The organism is Streptomyces sp. NRRL S-646 (genome assembly GCF_000720765.1).
Lineage (GTDB): Bacteria > Actinomycetota > Actinomycetes > Streptomycetales > Streptomycetaceae > Streptomyces.
In genome coordinates this window covers 170,797-195,796 of sequence record NZ_JODC01000008.1, presented here as the reverse complement: position 1 = coordinate 195,796, position 25,000 = coordinate 170,797, and the positions used below count along the sequence as shown (strand labels likewise).

Genomic DNA, 25,000 nt, shown 5'->3' with positions numbered 1-25,000 from the left:
TCCTGCTTCCCGGCAGGAAAGCGGTGTCCCGTGGTCGACGACATCGATACGCCGATGTACCCGGGTTTCTGCCTCGGAAAGCGGTGGCCGCCCCGGCCCCACGATCGTGTCAGTCACCTAACCGAACAGGCGTCGCTGGATCTCCCGCCGGTAGTCCTCGAGTGTTCTGTCGAGATGTGCCGCCGTGGCCTCGGCCGCCTCGTCGGGCCGGCCGTCGCGAATGGCCCGGTAGATCACCTCGTGCTCCACGACCGCGGACTCGGTGCCTTCACCGAGCGTGTCGTGGATGCCGATCGCGCTGGACTGCCGCTGCAGTCGTCGTGCGTCACGCACCGCGCTGACGAGGAAGGCGTTGTGCGAGGCGACGGCGACGCCCATGTGGAAGTCCTCGTCCGCCTGGTTGAACACGTCGACCTGACCATGGGTGAACCCGTGCCGGCACTGCTGCACGGCAACCTCGATGGTCCGCAGTTCGGCGGGCGTGGCACGGGTGGCGGCCAGACTGCTCGCGGCCGTCTCCTGTACCCGGCGGAACTCGAACAGCATGAGCACGTGATCGAGGTCGACGGGCCGGAAGAAGCCGCCCCAGCGGCTGGTGAGGAGCATGCCCTCGTCGTCCGCGACGAACAGTCCGCGCCCCTTGTGCGCCCGGACCCGGCCGAGCGCCGAAAGGATCTTCACGGCCTCCCGCACCACCGCCCTGCTGGTGTTCAGCCTCTGCGCCAGATCGTTCTCCGTGGGCAGCCGGTCACCTGCCACCAGCCGGGCCTCGGCGATGAACTCGAGGATCCGCTCCGCCACGACCTCGTAGCCGGGCCGGTAGTCGGGCCGCGTGTCCGCGCCGTTCACCGCTGCCGCCGCAACGGGAGGTGGCTGCGCCGGCGAGGCCGTCCGGGCCGCGGGCGTGTCGTTCATCTGTCCTGCCTCCTGGCTGACGCAACTGGGCGGCTGATCGCTGTGGAGCCGCGCTCATCGTATCCCAAGCGTCAATGAGTCGTACTCATCAAGCCAGTAGATCCACATCATGAAGCGGGGTCTCTAACTACTTTATACGGTGACTTTTGGGGTGTTTCTTGCTTCTGCTTTGCCGTGCCACACGCAAATCGCCGAGAAGAAGGCTGCACAAACCCTTGACGGGCCCCTGAATAAGGCGGCTAATTTCTTCCGCGACGGCAAGCGGGACGGCCGTCCGCGGTCCTCGGCGCCCGACCGGTACGGCCGGCGTCGCCCATCCCCGCCCCACCTGCTCATCCACTCGGGGCGCCCTGCGAAACCAGTGGAGTCGCACATGACCGTCAACAAGCCTTCGTCCGGCCGGGAGAGGGTGTCCAGCAAGAGTCGTGGGGCGTTGCTGGCCGGCTGCGCGGCCGCCGCGGCGCTGACCCTGACCGCCTGCGGCGGCGGCACCACAGGTACGACGACCAAGGACGGCTTCGCCCAGGTGCCGCAGAAGCAGGGTGCGTTGACCGTCTGGGTGGACGCGACCCGTGTGGAGGCCGCGAAGCTGTACCAGCAGCAGCACCCGGACGTGAAGCTGGACATCGTCACCTACGACGGCGACGCCAACGGCTCCAACTATCTCCAGACCAAGGTCCAGCTCTTCAACCGCACCCACAAGGGCTGGCCGGACGTCGTCTTCAGCTCCCAGAACAACGAGGTGACCTGGGCGGTCGACGCGGGCTTCGCCGCGCCCCTCAACAAGGGCCTGATCCCCACCGCGACCCTGACCGATTTCGCCGACGGCGCCAACGACGTCTGCACCGTCAACGGCACCGTCTACTGTCTGCGCAACGACCTCTCGCAGGCAGTGCTCTGGTACAACGCGCCGCTGCTGAAGAAGTTCGGCTACCAGGTTCCGACGACCTGGGAGGAGTACCAGCAACTCGGCGAGAAGGTGGCCAAGGAGCACCCCGGCTACCTGGTGGGCGACGCGGGCGACTCCTTCACCCCCGAGATCTACCTGTGGGCGAGCAAGTGCGGCGCAAGCAGATCGCGGTGGCGCCCATGCCGCAGTGGCAGGGTGAGACCTCGCCGTCCACCGGCAACGTCGGCGGCGGCACCTGGCTGCTGTCCAAGCACTCCGAGCACGTCAAGGCGGCCACCGACTTCCTGAAGTGGGTCACCGCCGACAACGCCTATCAGGGCAAGAAGGCGCCGGGCTTCCCCGCGTACGCACCGGCCGCCGAGGTCTGGCTGAAGGGGCAGAACGCCTCCGGCTACTTCGCCAGTGACCTCAACGCCCTCAAGACCGCGTCCTCCCAGGTCTGGCCGGGCTGGGGCTCGGGCCAGTTCAGCCAGGAGGCGATCTGGGCCGCCACCGTCAAGCCGGCCCTGACCCAGGGCAAGAGCGTCGTCTCGATGCTGCCCGCCTGGCAGGACTCCATCGTCAAGTACGCCAAGTCCAACGGATACAAGGTCTCGCAGTGACCCTCACCCACTCGCGGGCCGGCTCTGCCACCCGGCGCCCTCGCGGCACCGCCCGGCAGAGCCGGGCCGGTATGGCCTTCGTCGCCGCCTACGTGGTCCTGCTGGTCGCCTTCGGCGTGCTCCCCACTGCCTACGCGGTCTACTTCGCCTTCACCGACGCCGGCGGCACGGTCACCGGCTTCGCCAACTTCGTCAGCACGGCACACGACTTCCGCTTCCTGGACGCCGTGAGCCATGTCGCCGTCTACCTCGCCTTCTGGCTGCTGTCCCTCGTCGTGTTCGTGGTGGCCCTGGCACTGCTGCTGCACAGCCTGGCCTCCGGGCCGGCCGGCAAGGCCCTGCGTTTCCTCTACTACATCCCCGGAGCGCTCGCCGGCGCCGCGAGCGTGCTGGTGTGGCTGTTCATGCTCGACCCGACGGTGAGCCCGGTCAGATCGCTGCTGGGCGTGCTGGGGTTCCAGACCTTCGGCGAGGTGATCGCGCCCGGCAACCTGCCCCTGCTGTTCACGATCATCGCGTTCTGGACCGGCGCGGGCGGCTGGATCGTCGTCATGTACGGCGCGCTCAACAACATCCCCACGGACGTGATGGAAGCCGCGCGCATCGATGGTGCGGGCGCCTGGCAGACCGCCTGGCACGTGCAGATCCCGATGCTCCGCAAGTGGATCGTGTACATGGTGATCCTGGCGTTCGCGGGCGGCGCCCAGCTGTTCGTCGAGCCCCAGTTGCTCTCCCTCGCCAGCGTGGGCGTGGCCGGACGCGACTACTCGCTCAACCAGCTGACGTACGACTTCGCCTTCCAGATGAACAACATCAACGGCGCGGCCGCCGTCTCGGTGGAGCTCCTGGTCGTCAGTGTGTCGGTCGCCGCCGTCTTCGTCGCACGGTCGGGGTTCTTCGATGCCGAATAAGTCCTTTGCCATCTCGGTCGCCGTCCCACATGCGGAAGGGGAACCGAGCGTCATGAGCCGAACGCATCACCGGGCTCCGGAGCGGCGGCGTCCCCGTCCCCTGCGGCACGTGGCGTCACAGCTGCAGACCGGCACCGTACTGGCGGTGTTCGTCGTGTTCTTCGTGCTGCCGGTGCTGTGGCTCGTCCTCGCGGCGACCAAGACCGACCAGCAGCTGGTCCACGACAACCCGCTGTCCTTCGGCTCCTTCCACGCGCTCAAGGCCAACTGGGACGCGCTCAGGGCGTTCCAGGACGACGCCGTCATGCAGTGGCTCGGCAACTCCGCGCTCTACGCGGTGATCTCGCTGGTCATCACTCTCGGTGTGGCCGTTCCCGCGGGATACGCCCTGGCCATGACCGAGTTCCGTGGTCGGCACACCCTGCTGGTGGCCACCCTGGTCGTGATGCTCATGCCGAACGCCACCCTGGTGGTGCCGTTGTTCCTGGAGATCAACGCGGTGCACCTGATCGGCACGATGTGGTCGATCATCCTGCCGTACTCGTTCTACCCGTTCGGCGTGTACCTGACGTACATCTACTTCACCACGGCCGTATCGAAGGACCTGCTGGCCGCGGCACGGATGGACGGCTGCTCGGAGTTCCGCGTCTTCTGGCACATCGCCCTGCCGCTGGCGACCCCGGTCATCGCGCTCGTGGGTTTCTTCAGCTTCGTCGCCAACTGGACCAACTACTTCCTGCCGTACGTCATGCTCCCCGAGAGCAGCCAGATGCCCATCCAGGTGGGGGTCGGCACCCTGCTCAGCAACGTCCCGTCCTTCAATCCGACCGTCGGTGACCTGGCGATCCAGCGTCCGCAGCTGGCACTGGCGACGCTCGTCGCCATCACGCCCGTGCTGATCGTCTTCCTCTTCGCCCAGCGCTTCCTGGTCAGCGGGATGCTCGCCGGCGCCACCAAGGAATAGCGGCCCGTCCCGACCGCCCGGCCGTCGTCCCCGGCGTGCGCCGTCCTGCCGCCCACCCGAACGGAGATCTCCCATGGACCACAGCTCTGCGGACCGCACCTCGGCCGAGGACGCCCCCTGCGGCCGGCCGGTCCCTTCTACGAGGTGTTCTTCAACTGGCCCCAGCTCTACCTCCTCGGCGGCGCCGACGATCTGCTGCCCGCCAGTGAGAAGCACTGGGAGGGCGTGACCCGCCAGCTCACCGAACTCGGCATGCTGCACGACGAGTTCGAGCGCGGCTACGACTGGTTCCACCAGGGCGAGAGCCTGCTCTTGCTCTACTTCCTGTGCATGGCCGCCCCCGACCGCTGGTCCGAACGTGCCCTGCGCTTTGCCGAGCTGTACGTCGACCCGGCCAAGGGCAACTACGACCCCGAGCACCGCGTCATCACCCGCCCGCACAACGGCAGCGACCCCGACCGAACAGGTCTGTTCGACGGCGACGTCTACCCGTGGCTGCTCAAGGAAGCGCAGACGTACGGCTTCCCCCTCGACTGGATCCCCGAGGCCGACGGCGGCCCGTACCCACTCTCCTCGGACCCGCGCCTCGGCGCCCAGATGCGGGATCGAATGGGCGTCGGCGACACCGCGGTCAATCTCGCCGCTGCCGGACTCGTCCTCAACGCCTGGATCCTGTCCGGCGAGGACCGCTACCGCGACTGGATCGTCGAGTACGTCGGCGCGTGGCGGGAGCGCACCGAGGCGAACGGCGGTCTCATCCCGGACAACGCCGGTCCGGACGGCGTCGTCGGCAGCCTGCTGGAGGGCCGCTGGTACGGCGGCCACTACGGCTGGTCCTGGCCGCACGGCTGGCACAGCGTGGGCCACGCGGCCTGTGTGGCGGCGCTCGCGGCGGCCACGGTCACCGGCGACGACGACTACCTCTCCATGGTCGCGACCTCGCTCGACGCCCTCATCGGCCGCGGCAAGGTGATGCCCCACACCGAGGCGGACTCCAGCCTCCCCTCCAAGTGGGCGGTCGAACTCGGCCCCGACATGCACACCCCCACTCCGCACCTGCCTTTCCGGCACAACGACTCGGGCTGGTTCGACTACAACCCTGCCACCCCGCCGGTCCCGGTGGCCCTGTGGCACCACACGGCCTCCGACGCCGACCGCGCCCGGCTGGAGGGGCTGCGTGAGGCCGACGGCATCGACTGGCGCACCGTCCGGCCGTTCCGGGCCAAGGAGGAGTCCGGGCACGAGAAGGCCTGGTTCGCCTTCCTCGCCGGCGACGACCCCGGCTACCCCGAGCGGATCCTAACCACCGCCCAGGCCCAGGTCCGCCACCGCCTGCGGCGTATCGACCGCTACCGCGACCTGGATGTGCCCGAGGCCGACATCCACGTGTGGCAGCTGTGCAACCCCGTGGTCACCGAGGCCCTCGTGCAGTTGACCTGGGGTGGTCCCCAGGTGCTGTACAACGGCGGCCTGCAGCAGGCCCGGCTGCGGTACCACGACGCCGAGGCCCGCCGGGCCGGCCTGCCGCCGGACGTGGCCGCGCTGGTCACCTCCATCGATCCCGAAGCGACCACCGTCGAGCTGGTGAACCTCTCCCCCGAAACCGAGCACTCGGTGATCGTCCAGGCCGGCGCCTTCGCCGAGCACACCATCACCGCCGTCCGGTACACCACCTGCCAGGACGACACCTGGATCGGGGACATGTACGACTACGGCCACACCGAGCCCGTCGTCACCGAGTCGGAGCAGGTCTGTGACAGCACCTTCCTGATGGTCCGTCTGCCCGCCTCAAGCCGCGTCAAGCTCACCCTGCGCCTCCAGCTGCGCGCCAACACACCCAGCTACCGCACCCCGTTCGACACCCCGGCCGCCCCGCCCTCACCGGGCGCGGAAGGAGAAACCGCATGAAGCGCGTAGCCCAGACCATCAGGCTCCGACCCGAGCACCGCAAGGAGTACCTCGAACTCCACTCGGCCGTCTGGCCCGGCGTCCAAGCCGCCCTGCACCGGTCGAACATCCGCAACTACAGCATTTTCCTCCACAGCGATGTGCTGTTCGCCTACTTCGAGTACCACGGCGAGGACTTCGAGGCCGACATGGCCATCCTCGAAATCGACCCCGAAACCCAGCAATGGTGGAAACTCACCGACCCCTGCCAGGAACCCTGGCCCGACCGGGGCGACGCACGCCAGTGGACGGAACTGACCGAGATCTGGCACCTCCGCCCGCCCGGCGAAGACGCCACCGACTGAGGGGCCCACGCCAGACCGACCCGACTTGGAACCCGCCATGACCACCGCCCCTGCCCCCGTCCTCATCGATGCGCACCACCATCTGTGGGACCTCGACCGGCGTCCACAGCCCTGGCTCGACGACCCCGCCCTGGCATCGATCAGCCGTACCTTCACCTCCGGCGAACTGCGCTCCACCGCGACCCGTCCCATCGCGGGCCGTCACCTGCACGGCACGGTGGCCGTGCAGTGCATGCCGGACGTGCCCGAGACCGAGGACCTGCTCACCCTCGCGGAGCAGGAGCCGCTGATCGAGGCGGTGGTCGGCTGGGCAGACCTGACGTCACCGGCTATCGGCGAGGTGCTCGACCGGCTGCTCGCCGGACCGGGCGGCGCGTATCTGCGCTCCCTGCGCCATCTCGTCCAGGGCGAGACCCGGGCTGGCTGCAACGCCCGGACGTGGAGCGGGGGTTGACGGTGGTCAGGGACCGCGGGCTCTCCTACGACGTACTGGTCCGCAGCCACCAGCTCGACCAGGCGGTCGACCTGGCCGAGCGTTTCCCCGAGCTGCCCCAAGTACTCAACCATGCGGGCAAGCCGGACATCGCCCGGCACGAACTGGCGGACTGGCGACATCAGGTGCAACGGCTGGCCGCACACGAGCAAGTGGTCTGCAAGCTGTCGGGACTGATCACCGAGGCCGACCACGACAGCTGGACCACCGCCGACATCCGCCCGGTCTGGGACATCCTGATCACCGCCTTCGGCCCGGACCGGCTGATGTTCGGCTCCGACTGGCCGGTCGCCAACCTCGCCGGCGGCTGGAACCGCTGGGCCGCCACCGTGGACGAACTGCTCACCGACTGTTCCCAGAACGAGATCCACGCGCTCCTCGCCGGCACCGCGACCGCCTTCTACCGCCTTCCCGGCTGCCGCTGACCGTCGATGCTCCTGCTGAAGGAACTCTGGAGAAGACGATGACCCTCGCCGTGCGTTACGCGGCCGGTTCGCCGCCCGGTCCGGGTGAGGTGGAGCCGGCCCCCGCCCATGTCGGTATCCACGGCACCGATCTGCACAGCGTCCACGGCGACTTGGACGCCTGGGTGCGCATGCCTGCCGTGCTGAGGCGATAGAGGCGACGCGGTGACCGTGCGCTGGACGGTGCCTGCTTCCACCCTCGTACGGCTGCCCCACCCCCTGGCCCTGTCTCCTGCTGCGCCACGACCACCTGTGCCGCCCGACCGAGCGACTGCACAGCCCACGCCACGTCAACCACACCGACAACACTCCGGAGCCGCCACATGATTGCTTCCCCAACCGTCCGAAACAACAGGAGGGGCAGACTATGACGCCCGCCACCTCCACCATCCGCAAGTTGTCAGCAGTGCTTGCGACGGCGCTCTCCGCGGTGCTGCTGACATCCCTCACGACGCCGACCCAGGCTTCGGCCGCATCTCAGGCGACCTACTACGTCGCCCCCGACGGCGACGACGCCAACCCCGGGACGATCACAGCCCCGTTCAAGACCCTGCAGCACGCACGGGACGTCGTGCGCACCGTCAACAGCAACATGACCGGAGACATCGACGTCTATCTCCGCGGCGGCAACTACCCGGTGAGCAACACCATCAGCTTCACGCCGGCCGACTCCGGGACGAACGGCCACCATGTCGTGTACGCCGCCTACCAGAACGAGAAGCCGGTGCTGAACGGAGGCGTTCAGGTCACCGGCTGGACACAGCACAGCGGGAACATCTGGAAGGCCCCGCTGAACCGCGACAACAAGCTCCGCGCGCTCTACGTCAACGGCAAGCGCGCCCAGATGGCCTCGAAGACGATCAACTCGGCCGGGTGCTACGGGACCTACACCGTGACGGCCGGCCAGGCTCCCTGGGCCTGGGAGTCGGGTTCGCAGTGCGACGGAGCCAAGTACAGCCTCTCCGACCTGCCCGCCGTCGCCTCCAACCAGGACGACGTGGAGATCAAATCGGCGACGACCTGGACCACGGCCATCGTGGGAGTCCGCCAGATCACCACGAGCTCCGACGGCGCCAATCGCGTGGCCCTGTTCCAGCAGCCGGGTGCCGCCATCGCCCAGGGACCGCCGAACGGCAACTTCAACGCCGGCGGCGGCACCCACACCTTTATGAACGCGTACGAATTCCTGGACCAGCCGGGCGAGTTCTACTTCGACAAGACGAAGCACACGCTGTACTACTACAAGGCCGGCTCCGAGGACATGACGTCGGCGCAGGTGTTCGCGCCGAACAACGTGTCCACCCTCATCAGGATCGCCGGCACGTCCACGGCCGACCACGCCCGGAACATCACGTTCTCCGGGCTTACGGTCGAGCACTCCGACTGGAACCTGGTCAATGTCGCGGGCTCCGTCTTCCGGCAGGGCCAGCAGGGCAACGCGAGCTCGACCGTGTACGCGAGGAAGAACTTCCACGCGTACACCTACCGCAACGTCGACCTGCCGCCGGGGATCATCCAGATCGAGAACGCCGACGGGATCGTTCTTTCGCGCAACACGGTGCAGCACACCGGCGCCGACGGGATCAACATGGTCAACGACGTGACGGACACGCAGTTGACCGGCAACTACGTCAACGACATCGCCGGATCCGCCATCACGGTGGGGCATCCCCAGCACGTGTACATCGGGGACTACACCTCGACCAACCACGAGAAGTACCCGGCGAACGTCGAGGGAGTCTGCAAGAACATCTCGATCACGGACAACTACCTCTACGACAGCGCGGTGCTGTTCGAGGGGTCCAGCCCCGTGTCGGCGTACTTCGTCGACTCCCTGTCCGTGCAGCACAACCGGATCGAGAAGTCCCCGTGGGCGGGCATCACGCTCGGCTGGGGGTGGTGGAACTTCGACGGTTCAGCGAACTCGATCCAACCGGGCGTGCCGACCACCACGGCGAAGAACAACACCATCAGCCACAACCAGATCGTCGACACGATGCAGGTGCTCGGCGACTCCGCTCCCATCTACACGCTGGGCAGCCAGCCGGGAACCGAGATCAGCGACAACTACATCCAGGGCGTCCCGGCCGGCCACAAGTACGGCATGCACCCCGATGAAGGCTCCGCCTACCTCAACGAGCACGACAACGTGCTCGACGTCGACCCGGGCCTGGCCTACACCATCAACTCCGGCACCTGGGGCCGGCAGCACGACCTGAGCATCACCAACACCTACGGCACCGTCAACAAGATGTCCAACAAGAACGTCCCGAACAGCACCATCCAGGACGTGCACGCGTATCCGGACAACGTGTGGCCGTCGCAGGCCTACGACATCGCCGTGAACTCCGGCCTGGAGAACGCCTACAAGGACATCGTCCCCCGCAGCAACCTGGGCCTGCAGGACTACGTCCTGCCCGCGAGCACGTTCACCGGCAAGGGCGTGTCGTCCATCCCGGTCCGCGCCCTCGGTGACGCGACCAAAGCTCTCTGGCTGGCTCCTTCCGGTACGACGACGTTCGCCGTCGGCCCCACCATGACGAAAGCAGCCGGAACCGCGACGACCATCGCCGTCCCGCCGAAGCCCGGCGACTACCGCCTCTACGTCGTGGACACCCAGGGGAACGCGTCCCCCGCGTCGAAGTCCCTCGTACGTCAGCGATATGCCTTCGTCGACGACAAGGACTCCGGTCTCTCCTACTCCTCCGGCTGGTCGAACTGGAACGACTCCCGCGACTTCAACGGATCCGAGAAGTACACGAACAGGGCGGGCGACTACGTCCAGTACTCGTTCACCGGCTCGGGCGTGCGGTATCTCAGCATGAAACAGCCGAACATGGGCAAGGTCGACGTCTACGTCGACGGCACCCTGGCGCAGTCGGGCATCGACGCCTATGCCTCGACGGTGACGAAGCAGGTACCCCTGTTCGAGAAGACGGATCTCGCCGCGGGCCCCCACACGATCAAGGTCGTGTGCGCCGGAACGAAGAACACGGCCTCTTCCAACACCGTCTGCGCCCTGGACGCGTTCGCCTCCCTCCCCTTCCCCGCCACGAGCGTGCTCTTCAAGATCCTCAACAAGAACAGCGGCAAGGCGATCGACGTCTCGGGCGCATCGACTGCCGCCGGAGCGAACGTCCTCCAGTGGAACGACACCGGAGCGCAGAACCAGCGCTGGCTGTGGGCCGCGGTCGGTGGCGGCAGCTACGAGATCGTCAACGAGAACAGCGGTCAGCTGCTCGACGTCACCGACGGGTCCACCGCGGACGGCGCGACCGTCATCCAGCAGCCCGACAACAACGGTGCGAGCCAGCACTGGACCCTGGTCGCCGCCGGAAACGGCTACTACAAGATCAAGAACGTGAACAGCGGCAAGCTGCTCGCGGTGTCCGGCTCGTCGACGGCAGCAGGCGCTCAGCTCGTGCAGACGACGGACACGAACGCCGACAGCCAGTTGTGGCAGGCAGTGAACGTGGACTGAGGACCTGGGGGACGGTGCCGGCGAAACACGGGCCGGCACCGTCCCCGGCCAACCTCCACCACGGCGTACCGCGTACTCGCGCCGAAACACCGCCCATCCAAGTGATGACTCCTGACCAAGGACGGACATCGTGGACATCACCAGACGACAGCTCGGCCGACTCGCCGCGGTCGGCACCGGGGCCCTTGTGCTACCGGGCCTGCTGCCCCCCAGCCCGGCGGCGGCAGCCGTGCCTCCGGCAGGAACATGGGGCGACCAGGGCGACGGCACCTACGTCAACCCCATCCTCCCGGGCGACTTCAGCGACTGGGACTGCATCCGGGTCGGCGCCGACTACTACGGCATCACCAGCACGTTCGGGTACTCGCCCGGCGTGGCCGTCCTGCACTCGAAGGACCTGGTCAACTGGCGGACACTGGGCGGCGCCGTCGACGATCTCACCAGCATCGGACCGCTGCTGAACTGGGACCGGATGAACCGCTACGGCCGCGGCGTGTGGGCCGGGGCCATCCGCTACCATGCGGGGCGGTACTGGGTGTACTTCAACACCCCCGACGAAGGCTTCTTCATGACGTCGGCGCCGTCACCGACCGGGCCCTGGGAGCCGTTGACGACGGTGTGGCGGACCTCCGGCTGGGACGACCCGTGCCCGTTCTGGGACGACGACGGCCAGGGCTATCTGGTCACCACGCACTACTCGGACGGCTACAAAATCCACCTGTTCCGACTGTCCGAGGACGGGAAGTCGCTGGTCGGCCCGTCCACCGTCATCCACCAGTCACCGGGCAGCGAGGCCAACAAGCTCTACAAGATCAACGGCCTCTACTACCACCTGTACAGCGAGGTGAAGTCCGAGGGCCGGGTGCTCATGATGAACCGCGGCTCCAGCCTCTACGGCCCGTTCGAGACCCGGCAGTTGGAGCACGTCAACGTCTCGGTGGACCGCGAGCCCAACCAGGGCGGGCTCGTGCAGGCTCCGGACGACAACTGGTACTTCGTGACCCATCACGGCCACGGCGACTGGGAGGGGCGTCCCCTGTCCCTGCTGCCGGTGACCTGGGTGGACGGCTGGCCGATCCTGGGCCAGGTGGGCGCGGACGGCATAGGCAACATGGTGTGGACGGGTCAGGTGCCCGCCGGCGGCACGCCCGGTGCGCCGGTCGACGCGCTGCCCTCCGTGGTGGCCAGTGACCTGTTCACCGACACCCGCCTCAAGCCGCAGTGGGAGTGGTACTACCAGCCGCGCGCGGACCACTGGTCGCTGACCGAACGCCCCGGCTTCCTGCGGCTGAAGGCGTTCACACCGCTCGCGGCCGACAACCTGACCAAGGTGGGCAACACCCTCACCCAACGCACACTGCGCACGGCGGGCGGCGCGACGGTGACCGTCCGCCTCGAACTGGCCGGCCTCGCCGACGGCCAGCACACCGGGCTGTGCCACTACGCGGCCACCTACGCCGGGTTGGGTGTGCGGCGTTCGGGGACCACCACGACGATCGCGCACAACGTCGGCGGCAGCCTGGCCTACGGTCCGGTGATCACCCAGAACGCCGTGTGGCTGCGCACCACCTGGGACGTCAACGGGGTCAGCCGGTTCTCCTACAGCCTCGACGGGAGCTCGTTCACCTCGTTCGGTGGCACCTACCAGCTCACGTGGGGCGGTTACCGCGGCGACCGTGTCGGGCTCTACACCTACAACCCCAACGGCACCGGCTACGTCGACGTGGACTGGGTGCAGTACACCATCGCACCCACCAGGGCCTACAAGTGCGTCAGCGTGCGCAGCGGCAAGGTCGCCGACGTCTCCGGCGCCTCCAGGGCGGACGGCGCCGCCGTGCTCCAGTGGACCGACAAGGGCGTAACGAACCAGCAGTGGACCTTCCAGTCCACGTCGGACGGCTACCACACCATCATGTGCGTCAGCAGCGGCAAGGTCCTCGACGTGGGAGGGTCCTCGTTGGCGGACGGCGCGCGGGTCGTGCAGACGACCGCCGACGGCCGGACGAGCCAGCAGTGGCAGCTGCGCCCGCAGACCGGTGGCGAGTTCCTGGTGGTCAACCGCAACAGCGGCAAGGTGCTCGACGTCAGCGGAGGCAGTACGGCCGACGGTCCCGCACTGATCCAGTACCACGACACCGGCGGCTCCAACCAGCGATGGACCTTCCACCGCGTCACTGGCTAGCCTCAACCGTTGTTCGGCCTGCGAGATCGCTGTGCATCCACCGGCCCTCGCCCGTACGCACGATCCCGGCCGAGCCCCCTCCGGTCGCCGGGGCCAGGTCTGCCAGGTCCTGGCTGGGGACTCCAACAGGCCATGCACACACGCGACATCGCACGACACCTCGGACCTCGGGGCGCCCCTTCAGCAGCCTCACCTCGCAACTCTGCTGCTGGGCTCGCAACGGCCGACTCGTCCCCACGGCACGGAACACCCGCAAGGTCACCCTGCCCGATGCCGGAGCAACTGCCCCGGCCCCCGCAGAAGCCGCCCGCTCAGACCTTGGTCAAGGTCCACTGCACGTTGGTGCTGCTGTTCCCGGACCACTGTTTGGTGACGGAGCCCGAGGGCACGTTGCCGCCGCCGTCGAGGACGAGGCCGGTGGCGCGGTTGACGATCCAGTATCTGTCGCCCCCCTGGTATTTGAGCTGCCACTGCTGGCTGTTGCCGCCGGTCCAGGTCGCCTCCAGGGCCGGGGAGCCGTTCGTGGTGGCGCCGCCGCCGTCGGCGACCATGCCGTTGGCGCGGTTGACCAGCTTGTAGTAGCCGGTGCCGAGCTCGACGGCCTGCCACTGCAGGTTGGTGCTGCCGTTCCAGGTCCACTGCTTGAGGTTGGAGCCGCTGGGGACGTTCCCGCCGCTGTCCAGCGCGAGCCCGTCGGTGATGTTGGTGATCCTGAACCACGCCGAGGGGTTGAACTGCACCTTCATCGACACGACGGCGTCGTTGTTGCCGGTGTTCCGCAGATCGGCGTTGTCGGCGGTGAAGGTCCAGGCGGTGCCAGTGAAGTTGTCACCGGAGTAGCCGATGATCTGGTAGCCGGGGGCAAGCTTCAGCGAGGACAGGCTGCGGCTCGGCAGGCCGGCGAGCGACAACTGGTCGGCGGTGTAGTTGCCGAGCTGGAGCACGGAGGAGTTGCCCAAGTAGTTGACGTCCTGGTAGAGCACAGCCCCGGACAGCGGCTGCAGGGGCGGGATCTGGCCGGAGAAGGTCAGCTTCACGACGTAGGCGAGGGCGGCGAACGGCGCCGACGACGACGGCAGGGTCACGTTTAGCCCGGCCGAGTCCTGCGTCGGTGTGGGCAGGTCCGTGTAGCTGCCGGCGGTGGAGTTCAGCAGCTTCGCCGAGGTCAGGGAACTGGCGTTGATCCGGGCCGAGTTGAGCGACGATATCGTCAGCGTGCTGCCCGGCCAGCCGAGGACCGTGGCGTACAGGACGGTGTTGTTCTTGTTCCGGGTGAAGCGGATGTCCTGCGCCGTTCCGACCTTCGGGGCGGTGAAGGCGCCGCCGCCCATGTGCGTGGGACCTTCGCCGTACGTGGTCCAGGCCCGGGTCGAGTAGACCGACTCGCCGAAGCGGCGCAGGTAGTCGCCGATGCCGAGGAGGATGTCCTTCTGGGCCTGGGGGATCGTGCCGTCTGCCATCGGGGCGATGTTGAGCAGCATGTTGCCGTTCTTGCTGACCCGGTCGATCAGCGAGTGCAGCATCTGCTGGATGCTGTAGTAGCCGATGCCGTTCGTGTAGCACCAGCTGGAGCTGGAGATGCTGTCGTCGGTGAGCCAGTAGGGGGCGGTGATGTCCCCGGGGCCGCCGCGCTCGTAGTCGAAGACCTCGCCGTGGCCGTTCAAGCCGTCCTTGTAGGTGGCGACGACTTCGCGGCCCCACGCCTGGGCCTGGTTGTAGTAGTACGACAGGAAGTTCAGCCGCTGCGTCTGGTCGACCTTGTTCAGGTCGAAGTCCTGCCAGATGATGTCGGGCTGGGCGAGGTCGATGACCTCCTTGAGCTTGTCGTACCACAGCTGGTTCTCGGCCGTGGTGCCCAACTGTCCGTACAGCTTCTGCAGGCTCGGGTCGGACTGCGCGGGCACGTGGTCGTAGAAGCCGTTGAAGTTGAACGCGTGGTGCATGGCCACCAGGAGCTTCAGCCCCTTGGCGCGGATGGAGTCGGTGAACAGCTGGAGCAGGTTGAGCCGGGGGCCCTTGACAGCCGAGTTCCACTCGTTGACCGAGCTGTTCCACATGGAGAACCCGTCGTGGTGCTCGGCGACCGGGCCGGCGAACCGGGCGCCGGCGTCGACGAAGAGCTGCGCCCACTCGTCCGGGTCGAAGTTCCCGCCCGCGGACTTCAGCTTCGGGGCGAACTTGTTGAAGTTGCCGTTCAGGTCGTTCGCGCCGTTGATGAAGTTGTGGTACGGCCACGCCGACGGGTCGCCGTACGTGGCGACGTGGTGCTGGTTGCACGGATCGCCGCTGATGTACATGCGGCGCCCATACCACTCGTTCCCATAGGCCGGAACGCTGAAGACGCCCCAGTGGTAGTAGATGCCGAACTTGGCGTCCTTGAACCACTCGGGAGACGGGTTGTGCTGGTCGACCGAGGCCCACGTGGCGGTGTACGTGGTCGCGGCACGGGCGGTGCCGGCTGCGAGGACGTTGCTTGCGACCGCTGCCGCCGCGACACCCGTGGCGCTCGCCAGAAACTGGCGTCTGTTGATCACGGTGATACCTCCGTCAGAGCTGTGGTGTGAGACCAGGGCCGGTGACCAGGCGGGCGGACTTCCGGTGGCGGTGAGTGCGACGTAAGCGACGCACCCCGAACCGGACGCCATCAGCTGGCGGCTGACGCGGCGCCACGGCTTGGGGCCGACGATGTCTGCTGCGAGCGCCCGGGGGGATGGAGCGCGTCACCCGCTGCGAACGGCGACAGAGTCTGGCGACAGAGTCTGCGGACTCCAGGGGGCTCGTGGAGCAGCTTCCCGACGGCATGTCCTCACTCCGTTCCCGTACCGCAGCACCGCCGCGTGCCCTTTCGGTTCCCGGATCCTCTCGGAGACCCCAGAGCTGTGTGTGCCTGATGTCACGCATGAAGGTGCGGCATTCACCATGCCCGTGTCAACGGGCGTGCAGGGATGAAAAGCGCCTCTCGGCTAAACTTTTGCCCCTTTCTGCTTAGTAACTTCCGTTTTCTCCCTGCCTAAACATGGCATGTTTACGCGCCAGGCGTCGACGCTCCCGGCGGCTGCCCTGCCGGTCGGCATCGACCCTCCGAGGGCCAGGCGTGGTATCACACAGCCGTGATGCCGCAGGATCACACGCATCGCAGCGGGGGAAGGCGTCAGCCGAAGGGCCGCACTGCGCAGGGTGACGGCCACCGACTGGGAAAGCTGCTGCCCCAGCCGGCACAAGGCACGCGATACGCCGAGGACTCCGGGGCGGCCCCGATCCGGCGATATCCCAGGTTACGGTCGCTCATCCATGGCTCAGGACGACCGCCTGGCCGCCCGCGGGGGCCATCGCTACGCGCAGCGTGGTCGCCGAGGTCACGGTCTGTGTGCTTACGGCGACGGGGGTCTGGTACGGGCTGCTGCCCGGCGTTCCGTCGGCGTAGATCGTCGCGGTGTAGGTGCCGCTACCGAGGAAGGACAGCGGAATCGAGAGGGTTCGGGCGGTCTCGTTGGTCATCGCCCCCAAGTACCAGGTGGTGCCGCTGCGCCGGGCAACGGCGATGTACTCGCCGATCGAACCGGCGAGGGTCCGACTCTGGTCCCAGACGGTGGGGATGGCGTCGAACCAGGGCAGCCCGGGCCACTTGGAGGGGGTGGAGTACTGCGAGGGAGCACTGTACCAGTACAGGAAGTCCAGGGGCTGGTAGTAGACGGCGGCCATCGCCATCTGGTGGGCGTTGGTCGTCCGGTCGCGGGACTGGCCGTAGCAGATGGTGTAGTCCATCGGCCCGCCGATGTTGCGGGCGAAGGGCAGGGTGACGTTGTGGGTGGCGGTCGGGAAGTGCTCGTTGCCCCGCACGCCCTCCATACTGATCCAGTTGGGATAGGTCCGCTCGTAGCCGAACGGCCGCACGTCGTCGTGCATGTCGATCAGCAGCTTGTGCGTCGCCGCCGTCCTGGCCCAGGCGATGATCTGGTTCGTCATCGCCTGGGTGCCGTCGTTGATGAAGCCCAGCTTGACACCCGCCACGCCCCAGCTCCGATACAGGGCGAACAGGCTGTCCGGGCTGCTCATTGCGAGGGGGTTGACGTAGAGGAAGACGCCGATTCCCTTGCCGGCGGCGTAGGAGATGACTTTGGGCATGTCGATGGCGGAGATCGGTTGCGTGGCGTCGGTCGAGGTGTGCTCCGGGCCGTACCACCCCGAGTCGTACTCGATGTACTGCAGGCCGCGGGCGACGGCGAAGTCGACGCCCGCCAGCCCGTCCGCGGTGGTCAGATTGCACCGGAAGACCTTGCCCGGCTTGATCCACGACGTGTCGGCGAGTGCGCCGGCCGGGGCCAGGTTGAGCACCAGCTCCGCGTTGTCGACCAGTTCGGCGTGGGTGGAGCCGATCACCACGGCGCGCCAGGGCGTGGCGAACGGTGTGGTGACGGTGGAGGTCGTCTGGACCGCTCCGGAGCCGCGGGCCGTGTGCCGCATCAGGTACGTCGCGAGGGTGTTTGGCTGTCCCGAGACCGAACTGAGCATCATCCTCGGGCAGTTGATGCGGGCCGACTCGCAGACGCAGGCGATGAGCCCGCCACTGTACGTCGCGGTGAGGGGGAGGTCGGTCAGGGGACCGGTGTCCGTGGAGGAGGTTCCGGTGGACGGGATGGAGCCGGGCGCGACCGGGTTGTAGTCGTCCTCGTCCCGCGCGCTGTAGACGAGTGTGCCGTCGGGGAAGACGAACGTCGTCAGTTCGTCGGCGATGGTGGCCGTGCCCGGGTCCAGCAGGACGTAACGGAATGCGACGCCGGTCGCGTAGGCCCGGATCTGGACACCGAAGTTGATGGAGGTGCGGTTGTCCCGGAGGTTCCAGCGCATCTCCTGGTAGGCGTCGGAGACGGTCGCGTTGCGCCCGTACAACGGGTTCCAGGTGGTGTCGACGTGCCAGTGCTGATAGTTCGTCAGAACTGCGTCGGTACCGAGGGCGGTTCCGTCGCTCAGCCGCAGCCCCATGGCCGAACTGGCCACGACTGTCGCGCCGTTACGCCGGGCCGACCACCGGAGCGAGCCGCCCGTCAGCGACATGGTGATGCTGGTGGTGCCGTCGAGCGATGTCGCGGTGACGGAGGCGTCCGCGGCCTCGGCCGGATATGTGCTGCCGATGCCCAGCGCGGCCGTTGCGGCGGTGACGGCCGCGCCCTTGAGCACTCTGCGGCGGGAAGGCTCCTGACGCCCTGACATGTCCACAGTCGGTCCACCTCGCTTGGATATGGTTTCCAACAAACTCAACCAGCAAGTAACAGATTCTGACCGTCGCGATGTTTGTATGCCTCCCCCGACCCAAAGGTCAACCCCCTCGTACATGCCGCCCACTTGTCCGAAATCCTGGACAGTCCGGGCGACTTGCGACCTCGACAAGCCCCAATAGGCACCCCCAGAGCCGGTCACGATTAAACAAAGTCGAACGCGATTCTTGACGCCACGAACGTGCCACGACTCTCATGGGTCCCCGCGACATCAAGGCATCGTCGAACCTCGGCAGAGAGGGACGCACATGTTCAAGGGAGTTCCCCGGCCCCCCGCCGGACGATGGCGGCGCGGAGCCGCAGCATTCCTGACCCTCCTGGGAAGCCTTGCGGCGCTGCTGCTCCCGGCCACCGAGGCGCACGCGGCCACGGTCTCGTTCACCACGGGTGCCGCACGCACCGACCAGAACGGCAACACCCTGCAGCTGCACGGCCTCGGCATCATCAAGGCGGGAAACACCTGGTACGGCTACGGCGAGGACAAGACCGGCGAGACCTCGTCGGACACGTCCTTCCAGGACATCACCTGCTACTCCTCCACCAATCTCGCCGACTGGACCTACCAGGGCCAGGCCCTGAGCCGGCAGAGCAGCGGCGACCTCGGCCCCAGCCGCGTCGTGGAGCGGCCCAAGGTCATCTACAACAAGTCGACCAGCACATACGTGATGTACATGCACATCGACAGCAGTAACTACTCCGAAGCCAAGGTCGGCGTGGCCACCAGCAGCACCCCCTGCGGCCCCTACACCTACCGGGGAAGCTTCCGGCCGCTGGGCAACCTCAGCCGCGACCTCGGCCTGTTCCAGGACACCGACGGCACCGCCTATCTGCTGAGCGAGGACCGCAACAACGGCCTGCGCATCGACAAACTGTCCGCCGACTACCTGTCCGTGGACAGCGCGGTGACCGTGCTCGGCAGCGGCGGCAGCAGCGGCAGCGTCGAGGCACCCGCCATGATCAAGAAAGACGGCACCTACTACGTCTTCGGCTCCCACCTGACGGGCTGGAGCCTCAACGACAACATCTACGCCACCGCCACGTCACTGGGCGGTCCCTGGTCGTCCTTCCGGAACCTGGCCGCACCCGGCACCCACACCTACGGCAGCCAGACGGCGAACGTCATCACCGTCCAGGGCTCCTCCGGCACCACCTACATCTACGCCGGCGACCGCTGGAACACCTCCGACCTCGGTGCGTCGAAACTGATCTGGCTGCCCCTGACCATCAGGGGCACCACGGTGAACCTCGGCCAGTACCCCACCTGGTCACTCGACACCTCAGCGGGAACCTGGACTGCCGACAGCGGGGTCCCCGCTGAGGGCATCCACACCCTGAAGAACCTCAACAGCTCCCTGCTGATGGACGTGTCGAGCGGCTCCACGGCAAACGGCGCCAAGATCATCCAGTGGCCGTCCACCGGCGGTACCAACCAGCAGTGGAACCTCACTCGGGTGGCGGACAACATCTACACGCTCAAGAGCGTCAAGAGCGGCCTGTGCCTGGACGTACCGAACCAATCGACCGGCACCGGGGTCCAGTTGGAGCAGTGGACCTGTAACGGCGGGACCAACCAGCAGTGGTTCCTCGACCTGGTCGGCAGCTACACCGGCAGCACCTACATGCTCGCCGGCGTGGGCAGCGACCTGGAAATCGGTGTCGCGAACGCCTCGACCACGAGCGGGGCTGCCGTGGAGCAGGAAACGGGCACGGGCGCGACGAGCCAGCAGTGGAGTCTTTCCTGACGGGTACGCCAGGACCACTGACGCGGATCAACGACCATGCCGGCCACGTGTTCCGGCGGAAGGCCCCGATCCTCAACGGTGTGCTGATGATCTCCAGTGACGCGGCGGCGGTCTTCATGATCTCCCTTGGGCACGGCGCAGCGAGCACCCTGGTGCAGCAGTGCGCCGTGCGAGACGTCAGCGCCAGAGTTGGCCGAACAGCCACCACCCTCAGGCGCCGGAGCGCGAGGAAGCACTCGCCGGTACACCGCTGCTGACCCTGGACCAGGCGCTGGACGCCGCAGAGCATCCCAGTACCCGGCTGTGCTCCCTGTGCAGCGCGGCAGCAGAACTCGACCCCGATTTCGCGGGTTCGGTAGCGCAGGAGGGTGCCGGGGCCGGCCGCGACGTAGTTTGCGGCGCTGTGCCTACCGCTCGGAGTGTGGCTGCGGCTGCGGCTGCGGACCGTGCGCCCTGGGCCCGCGCGTCGGGGACCGGCGGGCGGCGCCCTCCAGCAAGCGGTCGACCGCGGCAGGCACTGCCCGGCTGCGCCCAACTCGACAGCGCCTACCAACACGCAGGCATTCCTACAGGTCAACGCACTCTGCCCCGCGGCTTCAACGGCACAGGCGGCAGCTCCGGAGCAGGCAGCGGAGCATGTCGACGTTTCCGCAGGTCAGAAGCGTGAGAGCCCCGCAAAGTCAGCAAAAGTCAGCATCGGAGCACTCAGACGCAGGCGAGATCTCGAAGCTTCGTACGTTTCCAGGACTCGGCTGCAGGGGACCCACCATCCCGCCGCCCACCACTCCGTTCTGCGCACCACGAACCGCCAAACCCTCAGGCATTGCAGCGACCCGGGCGAGGTGCTCCGCATGCTGGCCGAACCAGCTGGATCCGTGGAGCACTGGGGCGAGCGCGCCCTACAGCGTTCCCTCCTGACCACTGCCGATCTCACCGGCCGGCACATCGAGGCGTACGCCGACGCCCCGGCGAACACCCCGTGCCAGCTCGTCGTCGGCGCGCGCCGCTGCCTCGCCGGCACCGGCGCGGTCCGCACCCGTTGGCAACACACCACCGGAACGGCCCCCACTCCATGACCGCGTCCCACGCCCAACCCCCGTGCCGGCCCGCCGATCACCACGGCCGGGTCCGCCTCCCGCACCGCGCGAGCAACCCGATAGCACTCCACACACGCCGGTGACCGGGCCCGAAGGCGCGGCCACCGGAAGAAGAAACGACACCCCACGTGATTTCCAGCATCGACGCCCACGTCGCCCTCGCGATCGACCTGAGGGACCGGTTGGTCAGCCAGTGCGTGAAGTTGGCCCAGATGCGGCAGGTCAGGTAGATGGCGCCGGCGAGATGGGCCGCTGCCGACAATTCCCGACCTCCCTCTCTTCTCTCATGCGCTCTCTTCGCTGAGGCGGTCGACTGCCCAGGGCAGCAGCTCCTTGGCCACCGCGAGGCTGAACGGCCTCACCAGTGAACGAAGTTCGGCGCAGGCGGAAGGGCCGAGCGTGATGTAAGGGAGGGCCGCCAGTCTGTCCGTGGTGTGCTCGATCTCCGCCCTGCGCCGCGTACCGTCCTCGGTCAAGGTCAGGTGGGGTCCATCGTCGAGCCATCCGCGCTCACTCAGGTTCTGGACGGCCTGCCCCCACTGCTCTGGCGTCCATGCCCGCGAGTCGCGCAGTACCTCTGCATCGATGTCGCCTGTGGCGGCGTGCGTGACGAGAGCCTCGAGCCCGCTCAGTCCGGCAGCCAGTAGTGCCGCCACGTGGCCGTCGCCACGGAACTCCCGCAGCAGAGTCTGCGCGTGCCAGAGCACGAGGTGGGGTGCGCTCGGCCACGGCAGTGCGGCGTGCGCGGCGAAGAGAGGGCGGCCTTGTGGATGGCGCACGGTCACCTCAGCAGCGGTACGGGCCAGTTCCGCTGCGCGGGCCAGCGCCGGTGAGGAGATGTCCGCGCCGAGGATACGACGGAGCGTGGCGTCGATCCCGGCGAGCCGGGCGGCGGCGAACCGCTGCGGCGTGGCGGCCTCCCATGCCGCGGGTATGGCTCGGCGCACCAGTTGGGGATTGAAGTTGTAGAACGTGGCGATGACCAGATCCGCCGGAGCGGCGCCGAGTGCCGCGGAGCGGGACGCGAAGTACCCCGTCCTGGCGTCGACGCCCAACTCTGCGTACTGGCCTGTGGATTCGGGCGAGAAGTAGACGGCTCCGTGGTAGGGCTCAAGGATTCTCCAGGTCTGGCGTGCGAGGGCCAGACTGTCGCGGTCCGTGTTCTGCGTCATGAGGGGTTGGCCGTCCTGTGTCGGATGAAGCGTTTCTGTTCATCGAGCACGCGACGGCGTGTGGGGCACACCCATTCGTACCGTCTAGTCGGTACGTTATCGGAGAGCGGCTCCAGGGGCTACCGCCCTGCAACCAGTTCTCTCCTGACCGAGAGGCGAATCCATCCGTGGTACGCGACGGCGTCGGTGCGGGCCCTGATGGTGCTGACGCGCCATCAGGTGGCTCGGTCGTCAAGGAACTCGGCCGCATGCCCGACGGGGGCGGCCACAGTACGCTGGGCCGCCGAGCCGGCCGGGCAACCCGTGGCGGCATGGGCTTCGGTGAGGCGTCCGAGGCGGCTGCGGCGATCAACGCCTCCATCAACTGCTGGAAGGCTCCCTGCCCCACCCAGATGCGGAAGCGGTCGTAAGTGTTCTGCCAGGGCCCAAACTCGTTCGGCAGGTCGCGCCAAGGGGCTGCCGGTGCGGGAGCGCCACATCACCGCGCTGAAGTTCCGTAGGTCGGAGATGGGCCCGACTGCGGCGATCGGGAGATGGGGCTCGATCAGGGCCCACTGCTCGTCGGTGAGATCGCCTCGCGCCATGACTGACAATCTGTCAAGACCGGGCCTCGGTACGCAGGACGATCCACCGAAGCGTGATCCGAACTCCAGACAGGACCTAGCCGGCCCCGACCACCGCGATGTCGTGCGGCGACCGCGGATCGATTTCGTAGTGGGTGCCGAACTGGCTGCTGAAGCCGATCACCCGCACCCTCTGCCCCTGCTTCAGGCCGGAGACGTCGATGCCCGTCTGCACATTGACGAAGACCGGCACGGGACCCGAACCGTCGTCGACGGACAGCTTGTACCCGTAGGGGAGGTCGCTCGTGGGTGCTTGAGTGATCCTGCCGACGACCTTGACGAGCCGCCCCTCGGTGGCCTCTCCGACCCCGGCGGTGCCGACCCGCTCCGGTTTCACCGGCCGGCCCTTGTGACCGAGCTCGACATCGGAAGGATCTGCCGGGACCAGGGTCAGCAGTCCGGAGCTGTCCCGCAGCGTGCCGGTGATGCGTGCGCACCGGTACGGGGACGCATGCACGTCGCTGTGCAGGCTGACGTATATTCCGGCGGTCCTGTCCTGGAGCCCGAATCCCTTGTCGCCGAAGCTGGATTCGAAGGCACCGGAGGGAGTCGTCACCGAGCCCGCCACGGTGACCACCGTCCCGACCGGCAGGCCGCGGGCCTGGGCGATCGAGATCGTCTTCGCCTCCGGTGCGGCGACTGCCGAACCGGTCCCCAGCACGGGCGCCACCATCAGGGCGAGCAGGGGTGCGAAGAGCAGCATGAGAAGCCGACGGGTCAGGCCCATGAATGCACTGTCCTTTCCGGAAACCGATACCTCCCAAGTGTGCGTGCACGCCGCGCACTTCACACACACGCGCTGCCCGTCGAATGACGTCGGTGCCAGGACCTGGCGCGCCCTGGTCACCACTGTCCAGCACTGCGATCGCGGCCCCGCCGTCAGCGCGGTACAGGCCGAGCTGAGAGCCCATGGCGCGGCGTTGCCGGTGGACGGCGCCTTCGGCGCGGCCACCCACGGGGCCGTGGTCGCCTTCCAGGCCCGCAACAAGCTTCCCCCGGACGGCGTCGTCGGCGCCAACACCTGGCTGGCGCCGGCCAAGCGCATCACGGAAGCGTTCGTGCTGGCAGTCGGAGCTTGTTGCCGTACCCCGTCGGGCCGGTGCGTGCGTTCCTCCCGCGGCGGCAGGCTGCGGGAGGAACATGGAAAGGCAGGGGCCGCTGCGTCGGCAGTGGTCGTGTGCCTGCTTCAGACGCTTCGGCCGGCGTTGCAAGTCTCCTGGTCGTTGTGGTTCCTGACCACGACACGGCACCGGTAGCCGGTGTCGTCGAAGTACCAGCCGGTGGAGTCTTGACCGTTTGTCGCCGCGGCACCATCGGCCATGTCATAACTGACTGCCGCATACGGCCGGTGCGCTGGGCCGTCTGTCTGCGCTGCCTGGTTCATGATCCAGCGCAGCCAGGGGTCACCCTGCTTGGAGATGTGCCCTTAGCGCACGGTGCGTCCGAACCGCGGACCGTGGGCGTGAGCCCGGCCCAGGACGCGAGCTTGCGGGCCGGGGGAACCGCGCGATGTCACCGACCTCCACCACGATGACCAGCGCGGTGAGCGGGCCGACGCCGGGCAGCTCGGTGACGGCCTTGACCCGCGGGTCCGCCTTCGCCAGCTGGGGCGAGCACGGCGTCCAGCAGGTCGATGACCACCTGGAGCGCATTGATGACCTCAAGCCGGTCGGCCACCGCCCGGCGGGCGCTGTCCGGCAGCGGCAGTCCACCGAGCCATGCGCGGCCAGGCTCCAGCAGTTGCACTCACCCTGCGCGCCCTGTTCGACCACGACGCCGAAGGCCACGACATCAAGTGGACCCTCGCCCCTACGAAAGACCGGTCAGCGACCTGGCACGGCACAGCAACCGCATCGAATCCGGCCGAGATCGTCAGCAGCCTGCTGAACTCCCTGGCCACCGAGCATTTGATATGC

15 protein-coding genes and 5 pseudogenes are annotated in these 25,000 nt (G+C 67.7%); 13 read left to right on the top strand and 7 right to left on the bottom strand.

The features are described 5' to 3' along the window. Window positions 1-117 precede the first annotated feature (117 nt). On the bottom strand, window positions 118-915 hold the full coding sequence (locus IH68_RS0120935; RefSeq protein WP_030937441.1) for a FadR/GntR family transcriptional regulator: 798 nt from the start codon (window positions 913-915) through the stop codon (window positions 118-120). 373 nt (window positions 916-1,288) lie between these two features. Between IH68_RS0120935 and IH68_RS49970 the strand changes: the two are divergent. The 9 genes and pseudogenes from IH68_RS49970 (at window position 1,289) to IH68_RS0120890 (ending at window position 13,174) form a co-directional block, all read left to right on the top strand. After that, window positions 1,289-2,427 (top strand): annotated as a pseudogene (locus IH68_RS49970) (ABC transporter substrate-binding protein). Next, entirely contained in the window at window positions 2,424-3,338 is a 915-nt protein-coding gene (locus tag IH68_RS0120925) for a carbohydrate ABC transporter permease (RefSeq protein WP_030937439.1), read from the top strand. Before IH68_RS49970 ends, IH68_RS0120925 begins: the two are co-directional and overlap by 4 nt. 109 nt (window positions 3,339-3,447) lie before the next feature. Next, the gene (locus IH68_RS0120920) at window positions 3,448-4,302 is read left to right on the top strand and encodes a carbohydrate ABC transporter permease (RefSeq protein WP_030937437.1); all 855 of its coding nucleotides are present in this window, start codon (window positions 3,448-3,450) and stop codon (window positions 4,300-4,302) included. 144 nt (window positions 4,303-4,446) lie between these two features. Continuing rightward, complete coding sequence (locus tag IH68_RS0120915) at window positions 4,447-6,210, top strand: hypothetical protein (RefSeq protein ID WP_234341450.1); 1,764 nt, start codon at window positions 4,447-4,449, stop codon at window positions 6,208-6,210. Then, a complete protein-coding gene (locus IH68_RS0120910; protein WP_030937433.1) occupies window positions 6,207-6,554 on the top strand; it encodes an L-rhamnose mutarotase in 348 nt (115 codons plus the stop codon). The genes IH68_RS0120915 and IH68_RS0120910 overlap by 4 nt, the downstream gene beginning before the upstream one ends. 37 nt (window positions 6,555-6,591) lie before the next feature. Beyond that, window positions 6,592-7,472 (top strand): annotated as a pseudogene (locus IH68_RS49965) (amidohydrolase family protein). 38 nt (window positions 7,473-7,510) lie between these two features. Beyond that, window positions 7,511-7,751, top strand: a pseudogene (locus IH68_RS59820) (Zn-dependent alcohol dehydrogenase); the annotation flags it as partial. Window positions 7,752-7,878: 127 nt separating this feature from the next. Beyond that, complete coding sequence (locus IH68_RS0120895) at window positions 7,879-10,992, top strand: RICIN domain-containing protein (protein ID WP_037885014.1); 3,114 nt, start codon at window positions 7,879-7,881, stop codon at window positions 10,990-10,992. A gap of 130 nt (window positions 10,993-11,122) precedes the next feature. Beyond that, the gene (locus IH68_RS0120890; protein WP_030937429.1) at window positions 11,123-13,174 is read left to right on the top strand and encodes a family 43 glycosylhydrolase; all 2,052 of its coding nucleotides are present in this window, start codon (window positions 11,123-11,125) and stop codon (window positions 13,172-13,174) included. Between the two features lie 311 nt (window positions 13,175-13,485). Here IH68_RS0120890 and IH68_RS0120885 read toward each other — a convergent pair whose 3' ends face one another. Together IH68_RS0120885 and IH68_RS0120880 are read right to left on the bottom strand one after the other, a co-directional pair. Continuing rightward, window positions 13,486-15,708 carry an alpha-L-fucosidase gene (locus IH68_RS0120885; protein WP_420718999.1) on the bottom strand — a complete coding sequence of 741 codons (2,223 nt, stop codon included), beginning with the start codon at window positions 15,706-15,708 and terminating at the stop codon, window positions 13,486-13,488. 751 nt (window positions 15,709-16,459) lie between these two features. Then, window positions 16,460-18,385: a glycoside hydrolase family 97 protein gene (locus IH68_RS0120880; protein WP_051833612.1), complete on the bottom strand. Its 1,926-nt coding sequence runs from the start codon at window positions 18,383-18,385 to the stop codon at window positions 16,460-16,462. A gap of 313 nt (window positions 18,386-18,698) precedes the next feature. Between IH68_RS0120880 and IH68_RS0120875 the strand changes: the two genes are divergently transcribed. Next, window positions 18,699-20,192, top strand: a complete 1,494-nt coding sequence (locus IH68_RS0120875; RefSeq protein ID WP_030937423.1) for an RICIN domain-containing protein — start codon at window positions 18,699-18,701, stop codon at window positions 20,190-20,192. 827 nt (window positions 20,193-21,019) lie between these two features. Beyond that, window positions 21,020-21,352: pseudogene (locus IH68_RS0120865) on the top strand (replicative DNA helicase); the annotation flags it as partial. Between the two features lie 221 nt (window positions 21,353-21,573). On the opposite strand, the gene IH68_RS0120855 reads toward IH68_RS0120865, so the two are convergent. From IH68_RS0120855 to IH68_RS58135, 3 genes are all read right to left on the bottom strand, one after another. Continuing rightward, window positions 21,574-22,461 (bottom strand): SCO6745 family protein, encoded by an 888-nt coding sequence (locus tag IH68_RS0120855; protein WP_030937406.1) that lies wholly within the window; start codon window positions 22,459-22,461, stop codon window positions 21,574-21,576. After that, the gene (locus IH68_RS59815) at window positions 22,400-22,903 is read right to left on the bottom strand and encodes a hypothetical protein (protein ID WP_420719002.1); all 504 of its coding nucleotides are present in this window, start codon (window positions 22,901-22,903) and stop codon (window positions 22,400-22,402) included. The genes IH68_RS0120855 and IH68_RS59815 overlap by 62 nt, the downstream gene beginning before the upstream one ends. 218 nt (window positions 22,904-23,121) lie before the next feature. Then, window positions 23,122-23,811, bottom strand: a complete 690-nt coding sequence (locus tag IH68_RS58135; protein WP_030937404.1) for a hypothetical protein — start codon at window positions 23,809-23,811, stop codon at window positions 23,122-23,124. Here IH68_RS58135 and IH68_RS58130 point away from each other — a divergent pair. Beyond that, window positions 23,810-24,340 carry a peptidoglycan-binding domain-containing protein gene (locus tag IH68_RS58130; RefSeq protein ID WP_159403705.1) on the top strand — a complete coding sequence of 177 codons (531 nt, stop codon included), beginning with the start codon at window positions 23,810-23,812 and terminating at the stop codon, window positions 24,338-24,340. The genes IH68_RS58135 and IH68_RS58130 overlap by 2 nt on opposite strands. 147 nt (window positions 24,341-24,487) lie before the next feature. Here the strand turns inward: IH68_RS58130 and IH68_RS59810 are convergent, their stop codons facing one another. Continuing rightward, complete coding sequence (locus IH68_RS59810) at window positions 24,488-24,736, bottom strand: transposase (RefSeq protein ID WP_078912537.1); 249 nt, start codon at window positions 24,734-24,736, stop codon at window positions 24,488-24,490. Window positions 24,737-24,802: 66 nt separating this feature from the next. Here IH68_RS59810 and IH68_RS59805 point away from each other — a divergent pair. Beyond that, window positions 24,803-24,976, top strand: a pseudogene (locus tag IH68_RS59805) (hypothetical protein); the annotation flags it as partial. Between the last annotated feature and the right edge of the window lie 24 nt (window positions 24,977-25,000).

Coding starts and splice junctions, on each gene's coding strand:
- IH68_RS0120935 (WP_030937441.1), bottom strand. CDS start 915: ATGAACGACACGCCCGCGGCCCGGACGGCCTCGCCGGCGCAGCCACCT.
- IH68_RS0120910 (WP_030937433.1), top strand. CDS start 6,207: ATGAAGCGCGTAGCCCAGACCATCAGGCTCCGACCCGAGCACCGCAAG.
- IH68_RS0120895 (WP_037885014.1), top strand. CDS start 7,879: ATGACGCCCGCCACCTCCACCATCCGCAAGTTGTCAGCAGTGCTTGCG.
- IH68_RS0120880 (WP_051833612.1), bottom strand. CDS start 18,385: ATGTCAGGGCGTCAGGAGCCTTCCCGCCGCAGAGTGCTCAAGGGCGCG.
- IH68_RS0120875 (WP_030937423.1), top strand. CDS start 18,699: ATGTTCAAGGGAGTTCCCCGGCCCCCCGCCGGACGATGGCGGCGCGGA.
- IH68_RS0120855 (WP_030937406.1), bottom strand. CDS start 22,461: ATGACGCAGAACACGGACCGCGACAGTCTGGCCCTCGCACGCCAGACC.
- IH68_RS58130 (WP_159403705.1), top strand. CDS start 23,810: ATGAATGCACTGTCCTTTCCGGAAACCGATACCTCCCAAGTGTGCGTG.
- IH68_RS58135 (WP_030937404.1), bottom strand. CDS start 23,811: ATGGGCCTGACCCGTCGGCTTCTCATGCTGCTCTTCGCACCCCTGCTC.
- IH68_RS59810 (WP_078912537.1), bottom strand. CDS start 24,736: ATGCGCTCCAGGTGGTCATCGACCTGCTGGACGCCGTGCTCGCCCCAG.